General features: G+C 70.8%; 29 protein-coding genes. 19 read left to right on the top strand and 10 right to left on the bottom strand.

Annotation, left to right across the window (positions count from 1 at the left end; genetic code table 11):
* Positions 1-171 precede the first annotated feature (171 nt).
* Positions 172-1014 (bottom strand): SDR family oxidoreductase, encoded by an 843-nt coding sequence (locus J8M51_RS43345; RefSeq protein ID WP_086755694.1) that lies wholly within the window; start codon positions 1012-1014, stop codon positions 172-174.
* 224 nt (positions 1015-1238) lie between these two features.
* Entirely contained in the window at positions 1239-1586 is a 348-nt protein-coding gene (locus J8M51_RS43340) for a type II toxin-antitoxin system Phd/YefM family antitoxin (RefSeq protein WP_086755698.1), read from the bottom strand.
* Positions 1587-1823: 237 nt separating this feature from the next.
* Between J8M51_RS43340 and J8M51_RS43335 the strand changes: the two genes are divergently transcribed.
* The 4 genes from J8M51_RS43335 (at position 1824) to J8M51_RS43320 (ending at position 3285) form a co-directional block, all read left to right on the top strand.
* Positions 1824-2354 carry a hypothetical protein gene (locus J8M51_RS43335; protein WP_060880350.1) on the top strand — a complete coding sequence of 177 codons (531 nt, stop codon included), beginning with the start codon at positions 1824-1826 and terminating at the stop codon, positions 2352-2354.
* 135 nt (positions 2355-2489) lie between these two features.
* Entirely contained in the window at positions 2490-2699 is a 210-nt protein-coding gene (locus tag J8M51_RS43330; protein ID WP_060880351.1) for a hypothetical protein, read from the top strand.
* A 257-nt stretch (positions 2700-2956) separates the two neighbouring features.
* The gene (locus J8M51_RS43325) at positions 2957-3115 is read left to right on the top strand and encodes a hypothetical protein (RefSeq protein WP_179202100.1); all 159 of its coding nucleotides are present in this window, start codon (positions 2957-2959) and stop codon (positions 3113-3115) included.
* On the top strand, positions 3112-3285 hold the full coding sequence (locus J8M51_RS43320) for a hypothetical protein (protein WP_179202099.1): 174 nt from the start codon (positions 3112-3114) through the stop codon (positions 3283-3285). The genes J8M51_RS43325 and J8M51_RS43320 overlap by 4 nt, the downstream gene beginning before the upstream one ends.
* 189 nt (positions 3286-3474) lie before the next feature.
* Here J8M51_RS43320 and J8M51_RS43315 read toward each other — a convergent pair whose 3' ends face one another.
* Positions 3475-4482 (bottom strand): DUF6624 domain-containing protein, encoded by a 1008-nt coding sequence (locus J8M51_RS43315; protein WP_086755692.1) that lies wholly within the window; start codon positions 4480-4482, stop codon positions 3475-3477.
* Between the two features lie 115 nt (positions 4483-4597).
* Between J8M51_RS43315 and J8M51_RS43310 the strand changes: the two genes are divergently transcribed.
* A complete protein-coding gene (locus J8M51_RS43310) occupies positions 4598-5032 on the top strand; it encodes a hypothetical protein (RefSeq protein ID WP_086755691.1) in 435 nt (144 codons plus the stop codon).
* Positions 5033-5199: 167 nt separating this feature from the next.
* Here the strand turns inward: J8M51_RS43310 and J8M51_RS43305 are convergent, their stop codons facing one another.
* Together J8M51_RS43305 and J8M51_RS43300 are read right to left on the bottom strand one after the other, a co-directional pair.
* Positions 5200-5769 (bottom strand): GNAT family N-acetyltransferase, encoded by a 570-nt coding sequence (locus J8M51_RS43305; protein ID WP_237276595.1) that lies wholly within the window; start codon positions 5767-5769, stop codon positions 5200-5202.
* Between the two features lie 4 nt (positions 5770-5773).
* Positions 5774-6553 (bottom strand): GntR family transcriptional regulator, encoded by a 780-nt coding sequence (locus J8M51_RS43300; protein WP_086755690.1) that lies wholly within the window; start codon positions 6551-6553, stop codon positions 5774-5776.
* 584 nt (positions 6554-7137) lie between these two features.
* Between J8M51_RS43300 and J8M51_RS43295 the strand changes: the two genes are divergently transcribed.
* From J8M51_RS43295 to J8M51_RS43260, 8 genes are all read left to right on the top strand, one after another.
* Positions 7138-7326 (top strand): hypothetical protein, encoded by a 189-nt coding sequence (locus J8M51_RS43295; RefSeq protein ID WP_060880356.1) that lies wholly within the window; start codon positions 7138-7140, stop codon positions 7324-7326.
* Positions 7326-7844, top strand: a complete 519-nt coding sequence (locus J8M51_RS43290; protein WP_060880357.1) for a hypothetical protein — start codon at positions 7326-7328, stop codon at positions 7842-7844. The genes J8M51_RS43295 and J8M51_RS43290 overlap by 1 nt, the downstream gene beginning before the upstream one ends.
* Complete coding sequence (locus tag J8M51_RS43285) at positions 7841-8002, top strand: hypothetical protein (RefSeq protein ID WP_179202101.1); 162 nt, start codon at positions 7841-7843, stop codon at positions 8000-8002. Before J8M51_RS43290 ends, J8M51_RS43285 begins: the two co-directional genes overlap by 4 nt.
* Before the next feature lie 242 nt (positions 8003-8244).
* The gene (locus J8M51_RS43280) at positions 8245-9906 is read left to right on the top strand and encodes a DUF2637 domain-containing protein (RefSeq protein ID WP_237276597.1); all 1662 of its coding nucleotides are present in this window, start codon (positions 8245-8247) and stop codon (positions 9904-9906) included.
* Positions 9899-11140, top strand: coding sequence for a hypothetical protein (locus J8M51_RS43275; RefSeq protein ID WP_143673180.1), 1242 nt, complete (start codon positions 9899-9901; stop codon positions 11138-11140). Before J8M51_RS43280 ends, J8M51_RS43275 begins: the two co-directional genes overlap by 8 nt.
* A 22-nt stretch (positions 11141-11162) precedes the next feature.
* Positions 11163-11627, top strand: a complete 465-nt coding sequence (locus J8M51_RS43270; protein ID WP_060880359.1) for a hypothetical protein — start codon at positions 11163-11165, stop codon at positions 11625-11627.
* On the top strand, positions 11624-12700 hold the full coding sequence (locus tag J8M51_RS43265) for a hypothetical protein (protein ID WP_060880360.1): 1077 nt from the start codon (positions 11624-11626) through the stop codon (positions 12698-12700). The genes J8M51_RS43270 and J8M51_RS43265 overlap by 4 nt, the downstream gene beginning before the upstream one ends.
* Before the next feature lie 229 nt (positions 12701-12929).
* A complete protein-coding gene (locus J8M51_RS43260) occupies positions 12930-13193 on the top strand; it encodes a hypothetical protein (RefSeq protein ID WP_060880361.1) in 264 nt (87 codons plus the stop codon).
* Positions 13194-13404: 211 nt separating this feature from the next.
* Here J8M51_RS43260 and J8M51_RS43255 read toward each other — a convergent pair whose 3' ends face one another.
* The 5 genes from J8M51_RS43255 to J8M51_RS43235 all read right to left on the bottom strand — a co-directional run bounded on the left by J8M51_RS43255 (position 13405) and on the right by J8M51_RS43235 (position 16866).
* Positions 13405-13782 carry a hypothetical protein gene (locus tag J8M51_RS43255; RefSeq protein ID WP_060880362.1) on the bottom strand — a complete coding sequence of 126 codons (378 nt, stop codon included), beginning with the start codon at positions 13780-13782 and terminating at the stop codon, positions 13405-13407.
* Between the two features lie 41 nt (positions 13783-13823).
* On the bottom strand, positions 13824-14627 hold the full coding sequence (locus J8M51_RS43250; protein WP_060880363.1) for a hypothetical protein: 804 nt from the start codon (positions 14625-14627) through the stop codon (positions 13824-13826).
* Between the two features lie 138 nt (positions 14628-14765).
* A complete protein-coding gene (locus J8M51_RS43245; protein WP_086755688.1) occupies positions 14766-15662 on the bottom strand; it encodes a hypothetical protein in 897 nt (298 codons plus the stop codon).
* Positions 15663-15844: 182 nt separating this feature from the next.
* Positions 15845-16381, bottom strand: coding sequence for a hypothetical protein (locus J8M51_RS43240; RefSeq protein WP_060879996.1), 537 nt, complete (start codon positions 16379-16381; stop codon positions 15845-15847).
* A gap of 125 nt (positions 16382-16506) precedes the next feature.
* On the bottom strand, positions 16507-16866 hold the full coding sequence (locus tag J8M51_RS43235; RefSeq protein WP_060879997.1) for a hypothetical protein: 360 nt from the start codon (positions 16864-16866) through the stop codon (positions 16507-16509).
* Between the two features lie 183 nt (positions 16867-17049).
* Here J8M51_RS43235 and J8M51_RS43230 point away from each other — a divergent pair, with 183 nt between their 5' ends.
* From J8M51_RS43230 to J8M51_RS43205, 6 genes are all read left to right on the top strand, one after another.
* Positions 17050-17454 carry a hypothetical protein gene (locus tag J8M51_RS43230; protein WP_060879998.1) on the top strand — a complete coding sequence of 135 codons (405 nt, stop codon included), beginning with the start codon at positions 17050-17052 and terminating at the stop codon, positions 17452-17454.
* Positions 17454-18044 (top strand): hypothetical protein, encoded by a 591-nt coding sequence (locus J8M51_RS43225; protein ID WP_060879999.1) that lies wholly within the window; start codon positions 17454-17456, stop codon positions 18042-18044. The genes J8M51_RS43230 and J8M51_RS43225 overlap by 1 nt, the downstream gene beginning before the upstream one ends.
* A gap of 351 nt (positions 18045-18395) precedes the next feature.
* A complete protein-coding gene (locus J8M51_RS43220) occupies positions 18396-19013 on the top strand; it encodes a DUF6884 domain-containing protein (RefSeq protein WP_086755686.1) in 618 nt (205 codons plus the stop codon).
* Positions 19014-19109: 96 nt separating this feature from the next.
* Positions 19110-19844, top strand: coding sequence for a VWA domain-containing protein (locus J8M51_RS43215; RefSeq protein WP_060880001.1), 735 nt, complete (start codon positions 19110-19112; stop codon positions 19842-19844).
* 83 nt (positions 19845-19927) lie between these two features.
* Positions 19928-20311, top strand: a complete 384-nt coding sequence (locus J8M51_RS43210; RefSeq protein WP_086755684.1) for a hypothetical protein — start codon at positions 19928-19930, stop codon at positions 20309-20311.
* Between the two features lie 207 nt (positions 20312-20518).
* A complete protein-coding gene (locus J8M51_RS43205) occupies positions 20519-21217 on the top strand; it encodes a hypothetical protein (RefSeq protein WP_060880848.1) in 699 nt (232 codons plus the stop codon).
* Positions 21218-21246: the final 29 nt, after the last annotated feature.

Here is a 21246-nt window from a genome sequence, read left to right as displayed (position 1 = left end):
CGGTGGACCCGGCCGGATCCGCGTGGTTCCTGTCCGGCTCGCCGGCCGTGACGGGCGGGCTGGCACGCCGGTCACAGTGAGGGCGGGCCCGCGTTCGTTCTCTCGCGCAGCCGCTGACAGACCGCCTCGCAGGGGCCCGCCCCCTCTTCGGAGCGCCGGAAAGCACGCCCGTCAGGTCTGCTCCGGGCTGCTCCCGCTCAGGAACTCGCGGGCGCCGCGGAGCCGGGTGTTCAGCTTCTGCTGGGTGGCGTGGCTGTCGAGTCGTACGTCGAGCCCGCCGGGAAGTCCCGTGTCCGAGCGGCGTGCGGAGGGCAGCCGGGCCGGGTCGAGTCCGTCACGGCGGGCGATGAGCTCGCCCAGCTCGTGACGGCTCAGGGCTTCCGGGCCAGCGAGGTGGAAGACGCCGGCGGCGTCGGATCGAGTGATCTCCCACAGGGCGGCGGCGAGGTCCTCCACGTGTACGGGGCAACGGATGTCGTCGGTGTACAAGGCGCCCTGCTGGGTGCCGGCGGCCAGCGCGTGCACTAGTTGCTCGTGTTCGGAGCGGCCGTTGCCGATGATCAGCGAGGTACGGGCGACGACCGCGCTGGGACACAGGAGACGGACGACGGTCTCGGCGGCCGCCTTCGCGGCCCCGTACGGGGTGAGCGGATCCGGAAGGCAGGACTCGTCGTACCGGTGGCGGCCCGTGCCGGAGAAGATCGCGTCGCTGGAGACGTGCACCAGGCGGATGCCGCGCTCGGCTGCGACTTGGGCGAGGCGGATACTGCCTTCGGCGGTGACTTCCCAGTCCGCTCCGCCGCTCGTCGCGTTGATCACTGCGGTCGGGGCCGCCGTGTCGAGGGCCTCCTCCAGGTGGAGAGGGTCGCGGACGTCGACGTGATGCCATGCCGCTCCGTCGTGGTCGCCGGGGTGAGAGTGGAACGTGGCGGCCGGACGACGGCCCGCGGATACCTCTTGGCGTACCAGCTCGGTGCCCAGGAAGCCGGTGCCGCCGATGATCAGCACAGTCATGCAGCCTCACGTTACGGGCGGCTGGTGCCGCCGCGGGCTGCTTCGGCGCAACCCGCTGACCCCCGAGAGCCGGCCAGCCAACATCTCGACTACGAGGTCGTCGGGCAGGCCGCAGTCGTCGCCGAGTGTGAGCGCCGGGCCGTGCTCGGCGCGCAGCCGCTCGGCCGCGGACGGGCGCGGCGGAGTCGTACTGGTCATCGCAGGTGTCGCGTTGGTTCGGTGTGCTACTGCGGCGTGGTGTCGTCCCGGTCGTCCGAAGCTGCGCTGGTGACCTGCTCGTGCCACTCGGGCGGGACGGCGACGGCCGCAGCTTTGCCGCGATGGGTCACGGCCACATGCTCTCCTCCCTGCGCGCGGTCGAGCAGGTCGGATAGTCCGCGTACGGCGGTCTCTGCGGTGATGGTGTCCGCCACCGTTCCTCCGACCTGAGCGTGCCAGGCGGCCGGCACCAGCACGGCGGCCGCGTGCCCGTGCCGGGTGACCACGTGATGTGCCGACTTCAGGCGTACCCGGGCCAGGACGGGGCTCCATCCCGACCGCAGGTCGTCGGCGCTGCTGCTGGTCGTCTCCATGGGCCGGAAGTGTACGGACTGCCAGGACTTCACGGACACGCGCAGACTTCCCGAACTTCCATAACTTCCCGAACTTCAAGGTTTCTTGCTACGGTCGATCACGTCGGGGCGGAAGCACCGACGGCGTCGCCTCAGCCTCGAACAGGCGGGGTTCGCCATGCCCTTCCGTCACGGCCGGTGTCTTCAGCACCAGTCGTAGGCGGATCCGATCACCCTCACGAACCGAGGAATCTCGCGATGAACAGCACCAGTAGGCGCGCGAGCGCCGCGGCCGCCGCGGCCGTCGGAATGCTCGGACTGCTCTCCACCACCGCGCGGGCCGACACGATCGACCCCGACAAGCCGACCCGCACCTACACCGAGGAGCGCACCAACCCGGTGACCGGTGAGAAGGAGACGGCGACGGTCACCGAGTACCCGGACGTCGTCAAGCACGGCGACGGAGGCGGCTCGGACAGGACGGACCGCAGCTACGCGAGCGGCACCAACCCGATCACGGGCGAGCCGGGGCGGGTCACGGTGACGGTGACGCCCGGCACCACGATGCCGGCCCCGGGCACCGGTGGCCTCTTCCTTCGCGATGCCGGAGGCGCGATCAAGGGCCTCATGGGTGAGGGGGACCGGGCGCGGGTCCTCACCTGCCACCCCGGCAACCCCAACCTGGTCAAGGTCCAGCAGCTCACCGGCGGGCACGGCGGCTGGGGCGCGTACATCGGCTACGTGAAGATCGCCGCGACCGCGGATCCCAGCAGCATCGGCTGCGGCTGATCCTCCACGCCGGCCGTCGCCCCTTCTCGCGCGCGAGCGACCGGGGCGACGCGGGCGGCCGCCTCTGCTCGCCGATCGGCGCGGCAGGGGCGGCGAGTCCCCTCTTCCCCGCACATCAACAGCAAGGAGAGGCCCGTGCCTGCCGACCTCCAACACCTGGCCGAACGCCGCGCGTACCTCGTCCGCCAGCTCATGGCGTCGAGCGAGAACCTGCCGACCTTGAGTTCCGGCCCTGATCGAGCGGACGCCGACTACGCCCGCACCCTGCTGGCCGCAGACATCGCCGCCCTCGAAGGGGCGCTGCTCGCCGGCATCGCCGATCCCGAGCACCGGCACGGCCACTGACCGTTGGCGTCGACCGGTAGCCAGGCATGCGGCCGCTGCGGATTCGAACCTCGCCCGGCTCAAGCCGACGCGCCCGGCTTCCGCTCTGCGACGACGCGAGCACCCGTCGGGGGCCCGACCAGCGAACGGGCGGTCCCGGCCCGGTCCGCGCCGTCCGGGCCTTTCCCAACGAGACGGCCCTGGCCGGGTGTCTTCAGCACCTGGCCAGGGCCTCGCCGACCGAGCCACAGACCACGAACCGGTAGGAGCTCAGCAGCATGGCCAACCGTACCCACGACCGCGACCATCGCCTTCGGCGCATCCTCACTGGCAGGCAGGGCGTGGAAAGCGCCCGCTCCGCCGCCGCCCGGATCAGCCGTGAGCGTGCGCACCGCAGCACCTCCGGCAGCGGCTCCGCACCCGGGGCCGCCTGGTGATCTTCGGGCGGAGCAAGAGCGACAGCACCACCAGTTCCACGCAGACCACTTCGTCCTCGACGAGCGGCTTCACGGCCGAGCAGAAGGCCGGCCAGCAGAAACTCAATGACCGGCTTACCTGCAGCCGGCTGGAGGACCGCGACAAGGACGCACTCGCAGGCAGCTTCTGACTTCCAGCGTCTCCCGCGACATCCCGTAGAGCGCCGCCCCGGACCGTCCGGGGCGGCGCTCTGGTGTCCGGCCCGGCGAGCAGCGCCTGCCTGCAACCCGCGGAGCCGCGCGCGATGTTCACGGGCGAGTGGGGCAGGCCCTTCGCTCGGTCTCCGGCCGAGACGCCGCCCGGCCCGGAACGGAGCGCCTCAGCCCGTGGCCGTCGTCCGGCAGGTCTGGAGGTATTCCTGCATCGGCCCCAGACCGACCTCGCTCCTCCGCTGCTCGAGCCGCTCCTCGTCCCAAACCGATGCCGGCGACAACTGGCCCGCTTCATCCAGTAGAAGCTGCGTGCCGAAGATCTGCGGCCGTCCCTCGGCGACACGGACCCGGTCCTGCAGCAGCGCCCCATGCCGTGGGTCCGCCTCGCCGGCCAGCACCGCGTCCGCGAGCAGATCCCGGCAGTGCCGCTGGAAGTCGGGGACGGCGTCGCTGTGCTGGGCGAGGAGCCACAGCGCCGCGGCGCCGCGCTCCCCGATCTCGGAGATACCCGGCCACCCTCGCGCCTCGACGAGCTGCTCCAGCCAGAGGCGGTTTTCCAGGTCGATCCGCTTCCACCGCTCCAAGGCCTCCGGTGTGCGGTCCTCTCGCGGCAGCAGCCGCACCTCCTGGTCCAGCTCTTGACGGCGGAGTAGTTCGGCGGCCAGGTCATCGTCCGGCGTGGCCGGGCGCTGCGGACGCACGGCCGCGCCGATGACGTCGAAGAGGTGAGCGCCGAGGATCTTGGTGTCCGCGGGGGCGTCCAGGGCCTGAAGCTCCTTCCGGTCCACCCATCGCACCGGAAGCTCCGGGGTGCCCAGGGGCTCGTACGGCAGCGCTACGACGCCGACGAAGACGTGATCGCGGTGCAGGTGACGGACGTCGGCACGGCCGTCGGGTCCGGCGGCCATGTCCACCGTCCACCACGGGCCGGTGACACCGGCATGCGGGTAGCCGCTGGGGAGCGGGGCCGGCAGGAGTCGGGGGCGGAATCCGGACTCCTCGACCGCCTCGCGCAGGGCGGCGTCCACCGGCGGCTCGTTGCGCTCTTCCCGGACGTGCCCGCCGGGAGCCAGGTATCCGCCGTGTCGGGGGTGTTCCACCATGCACATGCGCCACAGGGTGCCGAAGCGCGCGAAGAAGAAGGTGCTCGCGGTCGTGTGCCGAACTTGCTGCATGCCGATCCTCCGGTGCCAGAGCGTCGCGGGCTGCACGGGTGCTACCCATGCCGTCTCTGTCCACAGCTTCGCGCCCGTACGGTCCGGTTCCCGATCACGGAACGGAGACCCTTGTATGTCCGCAATAGTCTGGCTTCGACTGTCCGACGACCGGCTCGTCCGTGCCGATCGTGTGGTCGCCGTAGACCTCCGGGGGCCGCTCACCGACGACGCCGGGCGCCAGGAGCCGCTCAAGCCGGTAGCCGGGGAGCAGGGCGCGTGGATCGTGGCTCAGCTGACCGGACCGGAGACTTTCTGGGTTCAGGTCGCCGCGTGCCCTGCCGTGCGCGGCGGAGAACTGGTCGTCGGGCTGCTCGGCGCACTCGCCGCGGCCTCCGCGCATGCCTCGGGTGTCCGGTTCGTCTACGGGCTCCGGCACGGAGGAGAGCTCTCCCGGTGGACGTACGGGCCGGTGATCCCGCTTGCCGATCCCCGGGTGGTGCCGCTGCACGAGGTGCAGGGCCCGGCTCCCGGTCGGTGGCTGGCCGCCTCCTCTCGGGAGGGTCGCTAGGGGCGGCGGCCAGGGACCGGCGATTCGGGCAACAGCGATGCAGGGGAAGCTGCGACGCCGCTCGCCGAAGCAGCCCGTGCGCACGGCGGCTTCGCCCGGTCATTCATTCCGCAGCGGCCCTCATCCGCTCCTGCGGGCGGCGTACATCGGGCAGGAGGTCGAGCCCGTCACTGGAGCGCACGGGGATCTTCCTCGGCTTCGACGAGGGGATGGTCCGGGTGCTGGATGACGTCGGCAGGGCGCTGCCCCATCCATCCGGACAGGCGGTGGTCTGGGCACTCCGTGCGGACGTGGGTGAAACCCTCGCGGAGGTAGTAGTCCTGCAAGCGGATGTTCGCGCGGTCGCAGTCGAGGCGTACCCAGGGCCGGCCGTCTTTGCGCGCAACGGATGCCACCCAGTCGATGATGCGTCCCCCGAGCCGGTCTCCGGCCGTGTGGCGGGAGCTGATGAGCTTGGCGATGTAGACCGCCGAGTCGAGACCGTCCTCCGGGGCCCAGAAATCCGTGTCGGGCCGGGCGAGGGTCACGGTTCCGATCACGCCGCCGTCGCCGTCCTCGACGACGAACGTTCGGCCGGCGGCGATGTCGGTTCTCCACTTGTCGAGTGCCCGGTCCCGGAACCCGGGGCTGCGCCACTGGTCGATCCCCTGGGCGGCGAGCCATTCCTCGGCCTCCAGGCGCAGCTTCATCAGCGCCATGGCGTCGTCGTCCGTGGCTCGTCGGATCAGATCTTGCACGCGCTCATTCCTCGAAGTCGTAGATCAGAACATTGCGGTCACCAGGGGCGATGGTGACCATGCAGCGGACGGGCTTGCCGTCGGCTCCGTAGCCGACGAGGGTGTGTCTGGTGACCGGGTGGGTGGCGTCCGGGTCGAGGTCCAGCCGCTTGATCTCCTCGTCGGTGGGCAGCCAGGAGCGCACGATGTGCCGCCGGCGAACCTGGGGGTGGCCGATGTTCTTGAGGATGCCGCCGGCCATGGTGACGTCGCGTTCCTCCATCAGCGGAGAGTCCATGGCGACCTCCGTGGGGAACCATGAGTCGGCGAGCTGGAAGGGCACGCCGTCGACGCGACGCAGGCGGCGGCGTGCGACGGCGAAGGATCCGGGCTCCAGTTCAAGCCATTTGGCGATGTCCTCGGGGGCCCGCTCGACCGTGACGACCGGGGTGTCCTGGCTCGGCACGCGGCCGAGCTCTTCGATGGATGCCTTCCAGTCGTCGACACCGCGGGCGGGGTCGTCTCGGCGCTCCCCGCGCTCGAACGAGTGAACGTGCCACTCGATGGGGTCTATGACGCGCACGAAGACCCCCTTGCCCTGCCGCGAGGTCACCAGCCCCCAGCTCTTGAGTTTCAGGACGGCTTGGCGCAGCGTCTCCGGCGAGGTGTAGTACTCCTCGACCAGCTTGCGGGTCGCCGGCAGTTGGCTGCCTTCGCTGAACTCCCCGGCCTGGATCCGGCTGCGTAGATCCTCGGCGATCTCCTGGGCACTCCAACGCCTTTGCTCTCTGGGTCGGCTTGTCATGCCGTCAGAGTAGCCAACTTACCAAGTGAAGCAAGTGAAGCTAACGGGCCATCATTGCGCCCCCGCTCCAACCTCGCGGCTGACCAGCACCTCACTTGATCCACCTCGGCCCAACCTCCTTTACACGCGATCCGGTTGACGGGGCGACAGCTCCCGGTCTACGGTCGCACTCAACTTCACTTGTGAACCTAGTGAGGCTAGTGAAGTTGGGTTGGGTGCTCGGGTCGCGCGGGTCTGGCCGTACGCAACGGCCGCCTGCGGATCGCGATTCACTCCAATTCCTCACAAATCGCCGCATGGCGTCGTTGCTTGAGAACTCCACAGCGGACATAGGACTGAGCGCCCGGCGCGGCTCGGCGGCATCGCGATCGCCGCACGGCCGACAGGCTGGGCGCACCTGAGAAGTCCAGACACCCAAGGTCCGGCGCACGAACGCCGTGCGCCGGGCCTTGACCTTGGCCACCTGGCCAACAAGACAGCCCCGCCCAGGAGTTCCTCCCGGACGGGGCCACTCGGCCCGTGAAGGAGTCGCCACTCCGGACCGGACCTGATCCGAACACCTCACTGAGCGAGGAGTCCGAACTATGTCCCAGATTAATAAGCACCCCGCCCCCGCCGCCGCGCGGGTCGGCACGACGAGCACCACGCACTCCAAGAAGATCGCCGCCGCGGTGGACACCGCCACCCGGGCCCGCGCCGCGGAGGTCGCCGGGGCGTACCTGTCCAACCTGACGCTGGCCGCGAGCGCGGCCGCCGCCAAGGGGGTGCGCTGATGACAACCCTCAACGACTACGAGCTGATGCACCCGAGCCTGGCCGCGTTCGCGGGAGTGGCCCGCAGCCGTCTCGGCAACCTGAGCCCGGCCGAGCGCCGGGTGCAGGCGGCCGAGGCTGCCAGCGACGTGCTGCTCCGGGCGAGCAAGCTCGACCTGACGCACATGACCGCGGACGAGCTCGTCCTGACGGTCCTGGAGATGCGGCGCGCCCTGGCCGGCCTGCTGACCGTCACGGTCCCGGCGGCCACGCCGCCCCCCGGCTCCGACCAGGGCGGGCTGACCGATGACGACCTGGTCGCCAGTCTCTTCGACGTGATCAGCGATGTGGCACCGCTGGAGGCCGACGTGGCCGTCCACCTCGGCCGGCCGCTGCCCAACCCGCTGATCGACACACTGGTCCGTGCGATCAACGCCCCGGGGCTGCGGGACGCGGGCGGGTACGTCGAGGCCCGCGGGCACTGCGGGACCTCCACCGTCCACATCACCGCCACGCCGGCCGCCGCAGGTGCCCGGTGACGCAGAGCGCGCCCGAGGACGGGCGCCCCCGCGAGAACCCGATCATCGCCGAGCCCGCCACGGTCGACCGGTGCCAGGCGGACTACCGCCGCGGATCGGCCGACCGGAACACCGCCTACAAGAAGATGCGCCGGGCGGGGGCACCGGGTCGCTCGTGACCACGGCCCCGCCGGTCCCCGCCCGCACCAGCTGCCGCGACGTCGCGGCAGCTGGTGCGGGCGGCCCCTCAGCAACGCACGGGGACGGAAGAACCCCCGATGTCCCCCTCGCGGTCTCCGTCACCGGAGCCGCCTCGCACAGGAGAAGTACGGTGACCACCACCTCCAGCACTCCCCCTACGACACCCCCGCCGGCCCCGGCCGGCGAGCCGGACCGGCAGCCGCTCAACAAGGCGCAGCGCGTGATCGTCGGTGTCGTGGTCGGCGGCGCGGTGGTAATCGCCGGGATCGGATTCGCTGGCTCGTACGCCGCCGTCCGGGACCTGGCGATCCGCAAGGGATTTGGCACGTTTGCCCACGTTTTCCCGCTTGGCGTCGATGCTGGCATCCTCGTCCTGCTTGCGCTCGACCTGCTGCTGACCTGGCTTCGGATGCCTTTCCCCATGCTGCGGCAGACGGCGTGGCTGCTGACGATCGCGACGATCGCGTTCAACGGGGCGGCGGCCTGGCCGGACCCTCTCGGCGTCGGCATGCATGCGGTGATCCCGGTCCTTTTCGTCGTGACGGTCGAGGCCGCCCGGCATGCGATCGGGCAGCTGGCGAACATCACGGCCGGCCGTCACATGGAGCCGGTCCGGCTCATCCGGTGGCTGCTGTCGCCGTTGCCCACGTTCAAGCTGTGGCGGCGGATGAAGCTGTGGGAGCTCAGGTCGTACGAGCGGGTCCTCGAGCTCGAGCAGGAGCGCCTCGTCTACCAGGCTCGGCTGCGGACCCGGTTCGGTCGTGCCTGGCGCCGCAAGGCACCGGTCGAGGCCCGGCTGCCGCTGAAGCTGACCCGCTACGGCGTGCCTCTCAGCTCCGGTCGCGCCTCCGCGGCTGCCTCTGCGCAGGCGCCGGCGGGTAACGCTCTGGAGGCCCACGTTGCCGACGCGCTCGCCATCGCCTCGGCCGCAGACGCCCTGTCGACGCTTCCTGTCGGCGAGGGCATGAACGTTCCGCCGCGCCCCGTGAACGCGGGCGCCGACGACATCGTGAACCGTCGCGGCGGCGGTCTGCCGGCGTCGCGGCCGGCGACCGTGAACACGGCGTCCGAGCGTGAATCGGGCCCCGTGAATCCGGACTCCGACTCGAGCGTGAATCCCCCGGTTCACGCGCCGGCCACTTCCCGCGTGAACGGTTCACGCGGGGTCGATTCACGGTCGCCCGTGAACGGGACCGAGCGCGCCCTCGATTCACGCATGAAGCGGTTCACGCGCACCGTGAACGGCTCCGGCGTGAACAGCGTGAAGTCCGTGAATCCGCAGGTCACGGGCACCGTGAACGGGTTCACGCTGGTCGTGAAGCCCCGTGAATTCACGCGTGAAGACGGGTGCGTGAATCGCGGGGACTGGCGCGTGAATCGCCCGGTGCAGCTGTGCGTGAACCCGTCGGCCGGTCGTGAATCGGACGGCGTGAATCACGGGGCCGGCACCGTGAATCCGACGCCGGGCGAGGCCGTGAACGAGGACCCCGCCGGTCGTGAATCGGACGGCGTGAACCGCGGCGCCGGCACCGTGAATCCGACGCCGGGCAAGGCCGTGAACGAGGACCCCGTCGACCGTGAAGAGGAGAGCGTGAACCACGGCGAGGACGGCGTGAACGACGGCGACGTGAATTCACGCCGCACCCGCCGCGTGCACGCCGCGAAGGCGCCGGCGCCGACCTCGGTTCACGCCATGGTCGGCGTCCCGACTCCGGAAGAGGAGGAGCGGGCCAAGGCGGCAGCCGACTGGTTCGCCGCCAAGGAGGCGAACCCGCGCCTGACGCAGAAGGACTTCGTAGCGGGTCTCGGCCGCTCGCCGGCGTGGATGTCCAAGGCCCTGGCGGAAGCGGCTCGGAAGGCCGAGGCCGCGGCCGATGACTGAGCCGCTCTACGCGGCCCACTCCAGTGCGGCCGGGCCGCTGACCTGCCACGACGCCGACCACAACGAGAAGTTCATACACATGCTGATCCACCTCGCCCTGCGGGGCGAGCGGATCACCGGAGCCTCCGAGGAGGGAGGGAAGATGACCACCGCAGACGAGAAGGCTGACCCGTTCCATGTGCCGCTGCCGGACGAGGTGCCCGTACCCGCGGCGCGCGCGGAGGCAACGGGCCCTGCCGGTGGCCAGGCGGCGGCCAAGCCGGCGGATCCAGCCCCTGCAGAAGCCGATGTAGATGCCCCTGTAGATGCTGTAGATGCGCAGGTCAGCGCCCCGAAAGGGGGTGCACCGGCCCCCCGGGGGAGCGAGGCGGAACTTGTTGTTCCGCCCATGCCTGCCTCGCCGCCCGAGACGCCGGAGAGCGACCCGGATTGGTGGCGCGTCTCCCGGGGTGAGCCGAAGGCCGCGGCCCCGGCGAAGGGCTCGCCACGTGAGTCCAAGTCCGGCTGGTGGGACCGCCTCTACAAGGACCAGGACGCGGACCTCGACACCTACTCCGGGCACGTGCTGACCGTGCCGCCCGGCAGCGGACCGGTCCTCATCGAGGTCCAGAAGAGTCCGGAGCCCGAGAGCCCGGAGCCGGATGAGGGCGAGGCCGAGGAGCCCTCCGCCCGCCGGGAGGTCCTCGATGTGCACAAGCCGCAGCCGACTCTCCAGATCCGTACGCAGCCCGCGAAGCGGTGGCGTCCCACGAGGTTCTGGCGCGTCATCACCTTCAACGGAACTGCTGCGGTGGTCGGCTCTGCCATCGGGCTGAACGCCTACCTGTCCCAGTTCCCGCCGGCCGCCGTCACTGCTGCCGGTGGACTGCTCGGGGCAGGCATGGCGCTCGGCGCGGGGTTCACGGCCTGGAAGGTTGCGGGCAGTGAAATGCTCTCGCCGTTCGTGCCGTTCGGCTCCCTGGGCCGTCTCGGCGCGGTGTTCGTCTCCGCCGAGCTCGGCCGCCGGCTCGGCCAGGAGCTCCTGCCGTACACCTCCGGCACGATCGCCCGCTACGTCGGCCTGAGCCAGACCGACACCTCCCTGCTCGTCGTCGGCCTCACCATGTGCGGCGCCTCGGGCTGGCTGGTGTGGCGCACCCGCTACGGCGGCCTGCTCAAGCGCTGGCTCGCTCGCATCCCGCTGGCCACTTCCCTGCTCGTCTGCGCGCTGTACTCCAACGGCCCTGTCATCTGAAAGGCACCCGCCCGTGATCCCCATGACCACCGTGCTCGCCGCGCCTGCCTCCGGCGCCAGCTTCACCCAGGGCCTGGGAGCCGTTGGCCTCTCGTCCCTCGCGGGCGCAGGTTTCATCGTCCTGGTCATCGCTATCCGCAACCGCTCGAAGCTCACCAAGAAGTACTTCGACGACCGCCGCTACCTTGCCGGGCTCGCTGCTGTGACCGGTGTCCTGTTCATCATCGCCGGGGGCACCTGGAGGATGATCGCCCAGGGCACCCACGACCTGGCGGCCTCGACCCTCAACGATCCGAACGTCGTCGCCGGGCTGTCGCCGGCCGGACTCGCACTGATCATGACCATCCTGGCGTTCCTGCCCGAATGGCAGCGTCGTGTTCCCCCCGCGTTCTTCGGTCTGGGGGCCGGCGTCTCGTGGGGCCTCGCCGGCGCCTTCTGGGGGATCCTCTTCAAGGTGATCGGCGGGATGCTGGAGAAGCTCGCATGAGAGCCCTGCTCAAGAGGATCAGGGCCAACCCGCTCGTCACGGAGATCAGCATCCCGTTCCGGGGCGGCAGGCAGTCGCTGCTCCTTCTGCTCCCGTTGATCTCCGGGTCGTACCTGATCGCGTCCTACCTGCTGCGCAAGGTGGGACGCCTCATCAAGGCCGGCTGTTCAGCGGCCATGAACCTTGACTCTCCGGCCGCCAAGGCCGCCCCCGCCGTCAAGACCCAGGACGACGAGAGCGCTGACCCGGGATCTGGCGGAGAGTCGGGCCCGAGCACCACCAAGGTCACCAAGAAGGCGGCCCAGGCCTCCGCCGACGACGCGATCGAGCGGGTCGGTCTGGGATGCCTGATCATTTCGTTCGTCATCGTGGTCATCGCAGGGCTCATCTGGCTGTTCATATGGCTCGCATGGCCCCACATCGCTCCGTACGCCAAGATCGGCGCCGCCGTTCTCGGGGCGCTTTGGGTGATCGCCGCGTTGATGATCGCTCCCCCGCTGAGGGAGAGCGCCACCCCAAACGATCATGAAAAATCTGCGGGGGAGCAGGACCAGAAGTCCGACCAGGAGTCCGACCGGGACCGGTTCGCCCGCGGGCTGGCCCAGTTCATCGTGGCCGCCGTCCGAGATGCTGCGCCAGAGCACATGGGCGTTCACATCGCCGAGCTCCTTGAGCGGCTGCAGAAGGAGGCACGGGGTTTCGACAACTGGGAGCAGCTCCAACTGCGGGAGTGGTGCACTGCCGCCGGGATCCCCGTCAGCAGGAACGTCCGGGCCAAGGGGAAGGGGCCCACCTGGGGGGTCCGCGCCGACGAGCTGCAGCAGGCGTTCGGCACCTCTCTGGACGAGGCCCTGGAGACCCTCTCCCGGCCCCTCTCCGGGCCCCCTGTCCCGGCCCCGTCGGAGGGGCCCGCGGAGGCCCCCGCTCAGGCCGCGGAATCGGGCCCGGACGCACCCCTCACCGCACCCCTCACCGCGCCCCCCGCGGAGGCCCCCGTGCCGGCCGGACACAGCACCCCTCTTCAGCCCCGCCTCCAGACCGTTCCCGATCCCTCCCCTGGCGCGGTCACATGATCCGGCCCTGTGGGGGCGTAGATGCCATCTACACCCCCATCTACCAGGGCATCTACCGCTCATCTCACCGCCGTCGACGGGCCGTCGACACTCCCGTCTACAGCCCGTCGACCTCGCGTCGACGGGCTGCGGCCCCTTCGCCGGCGGCGCGAAAACGCCCCTGCCCGTCCACGGCCGCTGTCTTCGCCCTCTACGATCCGGGGACCACCGATCGGATCAGGAGGCGTCCGTGCCGTTCACGTACAACTGCCCGCGCTGCGGCACCGCGTCCCGGCCCTACACCTTCCGCGCCGGCGCCGATAACCACGGCGCACACCACCGCCGCCGGCATCACGACGGCGACTACCCCGTGGGCGAGAGCATCCAGCGCATCGCGCGGACCAACCCGCTCGACCGCGCGACGGCCTGGCGGCCCTCCAGAGGCGACGCCGTCGCCGCTGCGGTCGTCGGTCTCCTCGTCCTCTGGAGCATCTGGCACCCGTTCACGAACTGACCCCAGGCAGCGACACATCACGCACGATGTGTCGCTGCCTGGGGTCAGTTCGTTTGTGCCGCTCCCGAATTCTCGAACGCCCCCAGCACGACAGATGCTGGGACAGCGGGCGATCGCCCGCCACGGCCCGGAACTCCGGCTTCTCCCCTTCTTCGCCGACCAGCCGTTCGTCCGACGGGCCGGTACTGAAGAGCAGGGGGTGCCGGAACGTTCAGGGCGCGAGCGGGAGGCTGTTCCGTACGGCCGGCTCCAGCGGGTAGGCCGCGGCCAGGGCGGCGATGATCTGGTGGGCCGTTTCCCGGTCTGCGTCGGGGTCGGCCGACTCGATGGCGCCGTCGTCCGCGCTGAGGAGCTCGGCAAGTTCGTCCTGGAGGTCCTCGTCGTCCCCGTCGTCGGGACGCTGCTCCTCGATCCGGTCGGCCACGTACCGGTGGACCCGGTGCAGGCTTGCCGGATTCTCCGCCTCCCCGTTGATCTCGGTGCCGGTGGCGACGACCATCGGACGAGGTTCGGACTCTGTGGGCGGGATGAGGAGGGTGAGGACCGCGTCCTTGAGGCCGGTGCGGTCGAGGTAGACGCTGACGTCCAAGGAAGTCTCCTGTTCGGGTGCGGATCGGGGAAGGGCGTGGCTCAGCCGGTCAGCTCGAAGGCGTGGTCCAGGCGGCGGGTGCAGTCGGGAGCCAGCAGGTCGTTGAGGGACAGGGTCGAGCCGAAGCGGTAGTCCGCCCAGTCCGGGGTCATCTCCAGGTGCTCGGCCGTGCGGCTGCGCAGCGACTCCATGCCGCGGGCCCACTGCTCGGCGGTGGTGAGCGCCTCCCACCTCTGCTCGGCGGCATCCTCGTCCAGGTCCTCGCCCTCCGGTGTGCGCGGGCGGGAAGTCCACCAGGTCGGGAAGGACTCGCTGACGGAGACGACGACGGGCTGGTCGTCGCGTGCGAGGAGGAAGCTCTGCAGGTCCTCCCAGCCGCACGCCTCCCGGAAGTAGCCCTCGCGGAGGCCCTCGGCAACGACGCCGGCCAGCCAGCTGCGGTGCGGGCCGTCGACCCAGGTGTTGAGCTCGCACTGGCCCGTCAACCGGGTGGCGAGGCGCAGCGGGTCCGGGCCGGTCTCCATCGCGGTGTTGAGGGTCAGGGTCAGGGGGCGAACCCGGTGGCCGCGGTAGTCGACGATCGGGTCGTCGAAGATGACGTCCTGCAGGGTGCGGGCGTAGGCATTCATCCAGCGCCGCGGGCTGACCCGCCAGCCCGGGGGCACCTCCCGGAGTTCGTGCTTGCGCGGGAGCAGGTCGAAGAGCGCGTGGGCTCGGTCGGCGGCGTCCGGGTGCTCCAGGAGTACGCGCTGGGCGTGGTCGCGCAGCAGGCTGAGTATCCAGTGGCGCTCGTGGCCCTTGAGGTGGGTGGAGCCGTGGAGGTCCTGAAAGCGGATGTAGCTCACGGGGGTCCTTTACGTCGTGCATGGATCGTGCGGGGGGGCGGGGCAGCAGTCGGCTGCCGGGTCGATCGAGGTGGTCCGGTGCCTGCGACCTCGGTGTTCCTTGTAGCAGCCGGGTGTGACAGCAGTGCCGGACGATGCTCAGTTCTTGGCCAGGGCGAGGGCGGGTCGGGTGCTGGTCTCCAGAACGGCGATCGCCTCCGGGGGGACAGGGATGATGCTCTCGATCAGGTTCAGTGCGCGGCGCAGGGCGAGTTGCCGCTGGGGCGCGTAGCCGCGCTCGTCGCGGGCGACGGCGAGAGCAGCCTGGGCCTGTTCGATGTTGCGGCGCTCGGCGCGCGGGAGGTAGCTCGCGCCGGTCGTGCGGGCGTGGTGGTCGGCGCTCCTCCAGGCCAACTCGAGGGCGGTGACGGCCTGGCGGTAGGTGTCGAGAGTTTCGGGGGCGGTGGAGATGCGTGCGTCGCGGGCGGCGTCGAGGGCGTCGATGAGGCGGGCGGTCTGCGGCACGTTCACGTCGGCCAGGGCGAGGCGGTGGAGGTTGTCGAGCAGGTTCATCTGGAAGTCGCCGAGGGCGTCGCGCACCGCGTCGTGGCGTTCCTCCACCTCGGAGCGGCGCCGGGCGAGTTCGTCGGCGCGGCGCTGCTGCTGGCGGGCGCGCTCGCGGTGGCGGCGCAGGCCGGCGGCGAGGGCGAGGGAGCCGAGGAGCAGCGCGATGGCGGCCACCGTGATGCCGAGGACGAGCGCGATCGTGCCCCAGGGCGGGCCGTCTGTCCCCGGCCCGTGCGTGACGGTCGGGTCCGGGGTCGTCGGGCGCGGGTCAGCTTCGAGATCGTTGCTGAGCGATGCCCGGAGTTTGGCCGCCAGCTCTAGCGGGAGCGTCGGTCGGAACACGACGGTGGAAGCGATCAGGGCCCCGATCAGCGTGCTGCACATCCGAGGCCAGTTCTGGGTGATCCAGAACCAGACGGTCTGGACGGCGAGGAACAGGCACATACCCGAACCGGCGAGGGAGAGTATCCAGGCGGCGGTCGTGGACATCGGTGGCATCGGCCGGGGGCCTTTCACGAGGTGCGTCCCGCCGGGCCGATCGTGTGGAACGGTCCCGTCGGTGTCCTGTGATGGGTCAGGACCGGATCACGATGTGCCGGACTGCCTGTGGACAGAGTCCGGCGCTCGGCGTGCACCTGTGGACAGCGATGCGGCCGGGGCGGCCGTCCGGGTCAGATGGAGTCACCGATCTTGATCGTGCGCCACTTGTCCTCGGTGACGTGCTTCCAGCGGGAGCGTTCGCCCTTGACGATCAGGACCTTCCATGCCTCCGGGGTCCTGTGCCAGCCGGTCAGCTCGCGGCCGAGGTACTGGCGGTCGCAGACCCGGCGGGTGCCGCCGCCGCTCGATTCGCCGCTGGAGCCGGAGGAGTTGTCCTTGTTGCGGTTGTTCGGCGTACCCGGCTTCACCTTCGAGACGCCCCCTCCGCCGCTGCCGCCGGTGGTGGTGCTGCGTCCGCCGGAGCCGCCGGTCGTCGGCCGGCTGATGCCGGTGAGGGTGAGCGCGTTGGTGGTGACCTTGCGGCAGTTGGTCTCGCGGTAGCGGTTTTCGTAGATCGGCGTGCGGGTCGCCTCGTCGTGGACCTTCTTCTTCACGGTGCCGTGCTCCAGCGGCTTGGGCCGGGGCTCAGTGGAGGCGCAGGCCGTGAGCAGGAGGGCCGCGGTGACGGCGGTCGTGGTGATCGTGAGCTGGCGGGTGGTGGCGAGCATCGCGGGGTGGGTCTCACTTTCTGGTGGTGCGGGAAGGGGAGTTGGCCTGTGTGGGGCGCGGCGGCACGACTGTCCGCCAGGTGGGCTGTGGACAGCGGCCGCCGCCTCGCGCGTCGAGGCGTTGCTCAGCGGTCCAGGGTCTGGATCTCGTGGATCACCCTGGGACCGTCGCTGTCGTGGACGACGCGGTGGACCAGGAGGTCGCCCCGGTGGAGGGCGCGGTGGCGGGCCTTGTCCTCGATGGCGGCGAGCTTGCTGCCGGAGTCGATGACGGTCCCGCAGCTGCAGACGACGCCGAAGCCCTGGCGGCCGCCGAGCGCGGCGCATTCCGCGTTGAGTGGCCTGCCCTGGTGGTGGCGGTGTTCGTGGTCTCCGGTGAGGGGGCACGGCGAGCGGTCCTTGGCGTGCAGGGCGACGACTTCGCTCGTGTGGTCCTGGCCGTCGTCGCCGTGCGTGTCCTTGGTGCTCGTGCCGTGCGTGTTCACCCTCGCCCCTTGTCGTAGAGGGGCACCGGCGGGCGGTGCCGCCAGTGCCGGACCAACAACCTGTTGACGCAATTAACTTTACTTGAGATGATCCATTCAGTCAAACTATTAGCGTCACAGTGAATGGGTGGCCGCCCCGCACCGATTTGCGCGCCACCGGCAGTCCGACACCTTGGAGGTCCCTTGGCCCGCCCCCTCGGCCGCCACCAGCTCACCGTCCTCAGCGCGCTCGCTCGCCTCAACGGCGGGGCCTGGACCTCCGGCTGCGGCTGGCAGCTCCGTTCGGCCGCGTACACGATCCGCGTCCTGGACACGCTGGTGCAGCGCGGCTACGTGACACGCACGAGCGCGACCGCCCGGTACACGATCACCGAGGCCGGCCTCAACGCGCTGGGCTGGTACACCTGCGGCAGCTGTACGCGCCTGACCCGCTCGCCGGTGATCGAGCGCCCCCTCGACTCGGCACCTCACGTGCGGTGTTCGTGGTGCCTCAGCTCTCGCACGCGCCCGCCTTCCGGTGACAGCGCGCACGGACGGACGCGGGAGCGCCCGTCGCACGCCGCACCGATGCACCGGGTGCCTGCCTGATGCCCGCCGCCGCGCTCGCCCCTTACCCGCCGACGACGGCCGCGCCGCGGCGCGTGAGGAGGTGCTCCCCCATCGACCAGCTGAACATCTCCATGGAGCCGGAGGACCCCCCTCCCGTCGACGGGCGGGTGACGTGGTCGGTGTCCGTCTATCGCAAGTCGGGGGATGACGAGGTCCACGAGTACACCAGCCACCGCCTCACCTCGCCCGACCTGGTCCGCGAGCACGTGAACCTCGCGCTGGAGCGGCCGTGGGTGGCCCGGGTCGCACTGACCGAGCACGTCCGCGAGGTGACGCGCCGCGTGATCACCGAGTTCGACCTGCCAGGTGAAGGGTGGCCGTCACCGGTTCCCCCTAACCCGCCGCACGGCCGTACGGCGGCGCGCTTCTACGAGATCGAAGGACTTCAGGGCGGCGGGCTGCTGAGCGTCGACGATGTCCGCTGGCATCTGGAACGGCTGCGCGGGGACGCGGAGCGGCAGGGCGGTGCCGCCGGTCCGGTGGGCATGGCACTGCGGGAGCTCACGGTCGTCGACTACTCGCGGCCGACGACCGAGGACAGGCTTCCCCACACCCCGCGTGACGCTTAAATATTGACGCATGACGTGCACTTGCGTTAGCTTTCCAGGGTCACGCCGGTGGGGTGCTCCACCACCGGGCCGGGTGAGGGGCGGTCCGCCCCTCACCCTCACCGTCCCGGGGCGGCAGGAACTTTCCGAGCTGGCTGCTGGCCCTGCCGCCCCGGCCCACCCATCGCCCTGGAGGAGAACCTGCCCTCGCCTGCCCAGCTACCACCCTGCTGCGAGCCGGGACATGCCGCGCGCCCTGATCGGCGGGGGACGGAGCCTGTGAACCAGCGTCATCCTGCGGACAGTTCAAGGTGTGCGGCCGAGGTCGCGTCGCTCAGCGCCCCGCAGCGTGCGGGGCTTCATGCCGCTGCCGTGCACGCCCAGGGTCATGTCCCGCCGTCCCTGCCCGACGCCGAGACACACCGGCTCACTGAGCTGGGCCTGGTGGAGGCGCTGGCCGAGTCCAGTTCCGACCGGGCTGGCCCCCTGACGCGCGCTCCCCGCTACCGCATCACCGGCGCCGGCCGCACCCGGGCCCGCCGCGAGGAGCCGCCGCGCGTCCTGCTGGTGCCCTGCTCCGCGGGCAAGCTCGACGTCCCGGTCGCTCCCGCCGCCGAGATGTACGTGGGTCCGTACCACGTCGCCGCCCGCAAGGCCGCGACTGCCGCCTCCGCGGACGGATCGGCCCTCGTCCTCACGTTGTCCGCGAAGTTCGGGCTCCTGCGTGATGAGGACCGGATCCTGCACTACGACCTGCGCGCCGGCCAGAGCGGCACGGTGTCCCCGCAGGTCCTGGCCCGGCAGGCCCACTTCCTCGGCGTGAGCGGCGCGCGCGTGACGGTCTTCGCCGGCAAGGCGTACGCGGACCTCGCCCGCACGGTCTGGCCTGCCCTCGAGCACCCACTGGCGGCCCGGGGCATCGGCGAGCACCTGGCGTTCTTCGCCGATCTGTACCGGCCCTCCCGTACCCGGGGACGCGCCCGCCCGTAGGGCGCCACCCGGCGACCGGACTCTGTCCACAGGCCGCGCCGCGCACCGTGCATTGATCCACTCCACGGCCGACCTGGCCCGATGACAGGAATCCCCATGTTCAAGAAGCTCTTCACCAAATCCTCCACGCCCACCGCGCAGCCTGCGGCGCCGGTGCGGGCATCGCTCGCCGAGCTGACCACGAAGGCGGCCTACAGCCTGCGCAAGTCCGGGCTGTCCGGGCAGCGGGCGGCCGTCTATCTCGTCCTGGACCGCTCGGGTTCCATGCGCAAGTACTACAGCGACGGCACGGTGCAGTACCTCGCCGAGCGGATCCTGGGACTGGCCCGGAACCTGGACGACGACGGGTCGGTGCCGGTGACGTTCTTCTCGACCGAAGTCGACGGCACGCTCACGGTGAGCGTGGACGACTACGCGGGCCGGATCGAGGAAGCTCACAGCAGGCTCGGCCACATGGGACGCACCTTCTACGCGAAGGGCATCCGGGCCGCGCTGGAGCAGCATCGGCAGTCCGGCGCTACGGTGCCCGCGCTGATCGTGTTCCAGACGGACGGCGGCCCGGACGACCGGGCGGAGGTGATCTCGCTGCTGCACGAGATCGTTGGCGAGAAGGAGGGTGAGTACGAGGGCATCGACGCGTTCATCGCCTTCGTCGCCTTCGGCAAGGAGGTGGGGTTCCTGCGCACGCTCGACGTCCTCGGACTCAAGGACGACCGCGTCTCCCTGTTCCAGGCCGACGAGCCCGAGCACATCAGCGACGAGGAGCTCTACGACGGCATCACCCACGAGTTCGTCCCCTGGCTCCTCGACCGCCAGCCGGCCCGGCGGTGACCGCCCGCCAGGCCGCCGGCCCCCTCTAGCCTCAGCTGAGCGCGCGGACCTCCACCGCGCCCGAGTGAAGAACAGGACGCACGATGAGCAATCCGACTCTCCACGCGACCTACAGCGACGCCTCCCAGGCGGCCGGCGAGCAAGCCGCGGCGCTGCAGCTGCTGCTTGCCCGCGCCGCCGCCGAGCCGGATCTGGCGCTCGCTCTCGCCCAGGTCGACACCACGGAGATGAAGGGTGCGCTGGACACGGCCAACCTGCTGGTCGCGCTGGCGGAGGCGGAGGCGGAGCGTGACCTGAACGCGGGGCTCGCCGAGCGGCACCGGCGGCGCGCGGCCGCGGGGGCCGCGCTGGGCGATCCGTGCCGGTGCACGCACTCGGCAGCCACCCACTCCCCGCGGCTGACCGCGAACGGCCTGCTGCCCTGCCGGCACGGCCACTGCGGCTGCCGCGACCTCGCCTTTCGCTGACCGCCACCGGGCGACCCGCCCACCTTCGGGCTGCCCGGACGTACTCGCCCTGTCCGTCTTTGAGCCCCGGGAGCCCGCTTCCCGGGGCTTTCGGCGTCCACCCTCCGCGCTACCGCGCGGTGAACGGGCCGCGCCATCCAGTACCTGACCCAGATAACTTGCCGTACCATCGGCCGTGAATCTACTTTTTAGCGACAAGGAGCCGTGATGGCCCGCAAGGACGACCTACTGACCCTGAACGAGATCGCGAAGCTGGCCGGCGTCGGCCGGCAGGCCGCGCAGAAGTGGCACCAGGTGGCCCGCAAGACCGGCGGGAAGCCGCCGCTGCGCATGGTCGCCGAGGCCATGGGAGTCGGGGTGCCGCAGGCGAACGACGACTCCCCGCGCTACCCCCGCAAGGTGGTGGTCGGATTCCTGAAGGCCGTGGGCTACATGAACGCGGACGAGAGCCCCATGGAGCGGCACGAGGGGAAAGGCAAGTGGGCGCCGACCAGTCCGACCATCGACCCCCGCCCCGTGGAGCAGCCGGCCCCGGACTCCGGCGAGAAGCCGTTCAAGGTCGATCCGCAGTCCGGGGGGCGCATCCGTCACTACATCCCGCACGCCTGGGAGATGGCTGGGTTCGGATCCCAAGCCAGCTTCACGTCCTCCCGCAGCAAAGGCCGCGCGCCTGAGCCCGACGGGATCGACGAGCTCGAGCGCCCGTACTGGTTCGCCGAGACCCTAGAGCGCTGGAAGGAGGAGGCCCCGGAGCGAAAGGCGGCGCGATACGCCGGCAACAAGCCGGACGGATTCACGCCGGAGGGTCAGCCCTTCCGGCTGCTGCCCGGGACCAACTACTACGCCCAGCAGGCCGCGAAGCAAGCCGGCCAAGGCGTCCAGGAAATGCCCTCCGAGCAGGACTGAAATACCCTCTGACCTGCGATTCTCCAATG

This window comes from Streptomyces griseiscabiei, from assembly GCF_020010925.1.
GTDB classification, from domain to species: Bacteria; Actinomycetota; Actinomycetes; order Streptomycetales; family Streptomycetaceae; genus Streptomyces; species Streptomyces griseiscabiei.
This window is presented reverse-complemented; position numbering and strand designations above follow the sequence as displayed.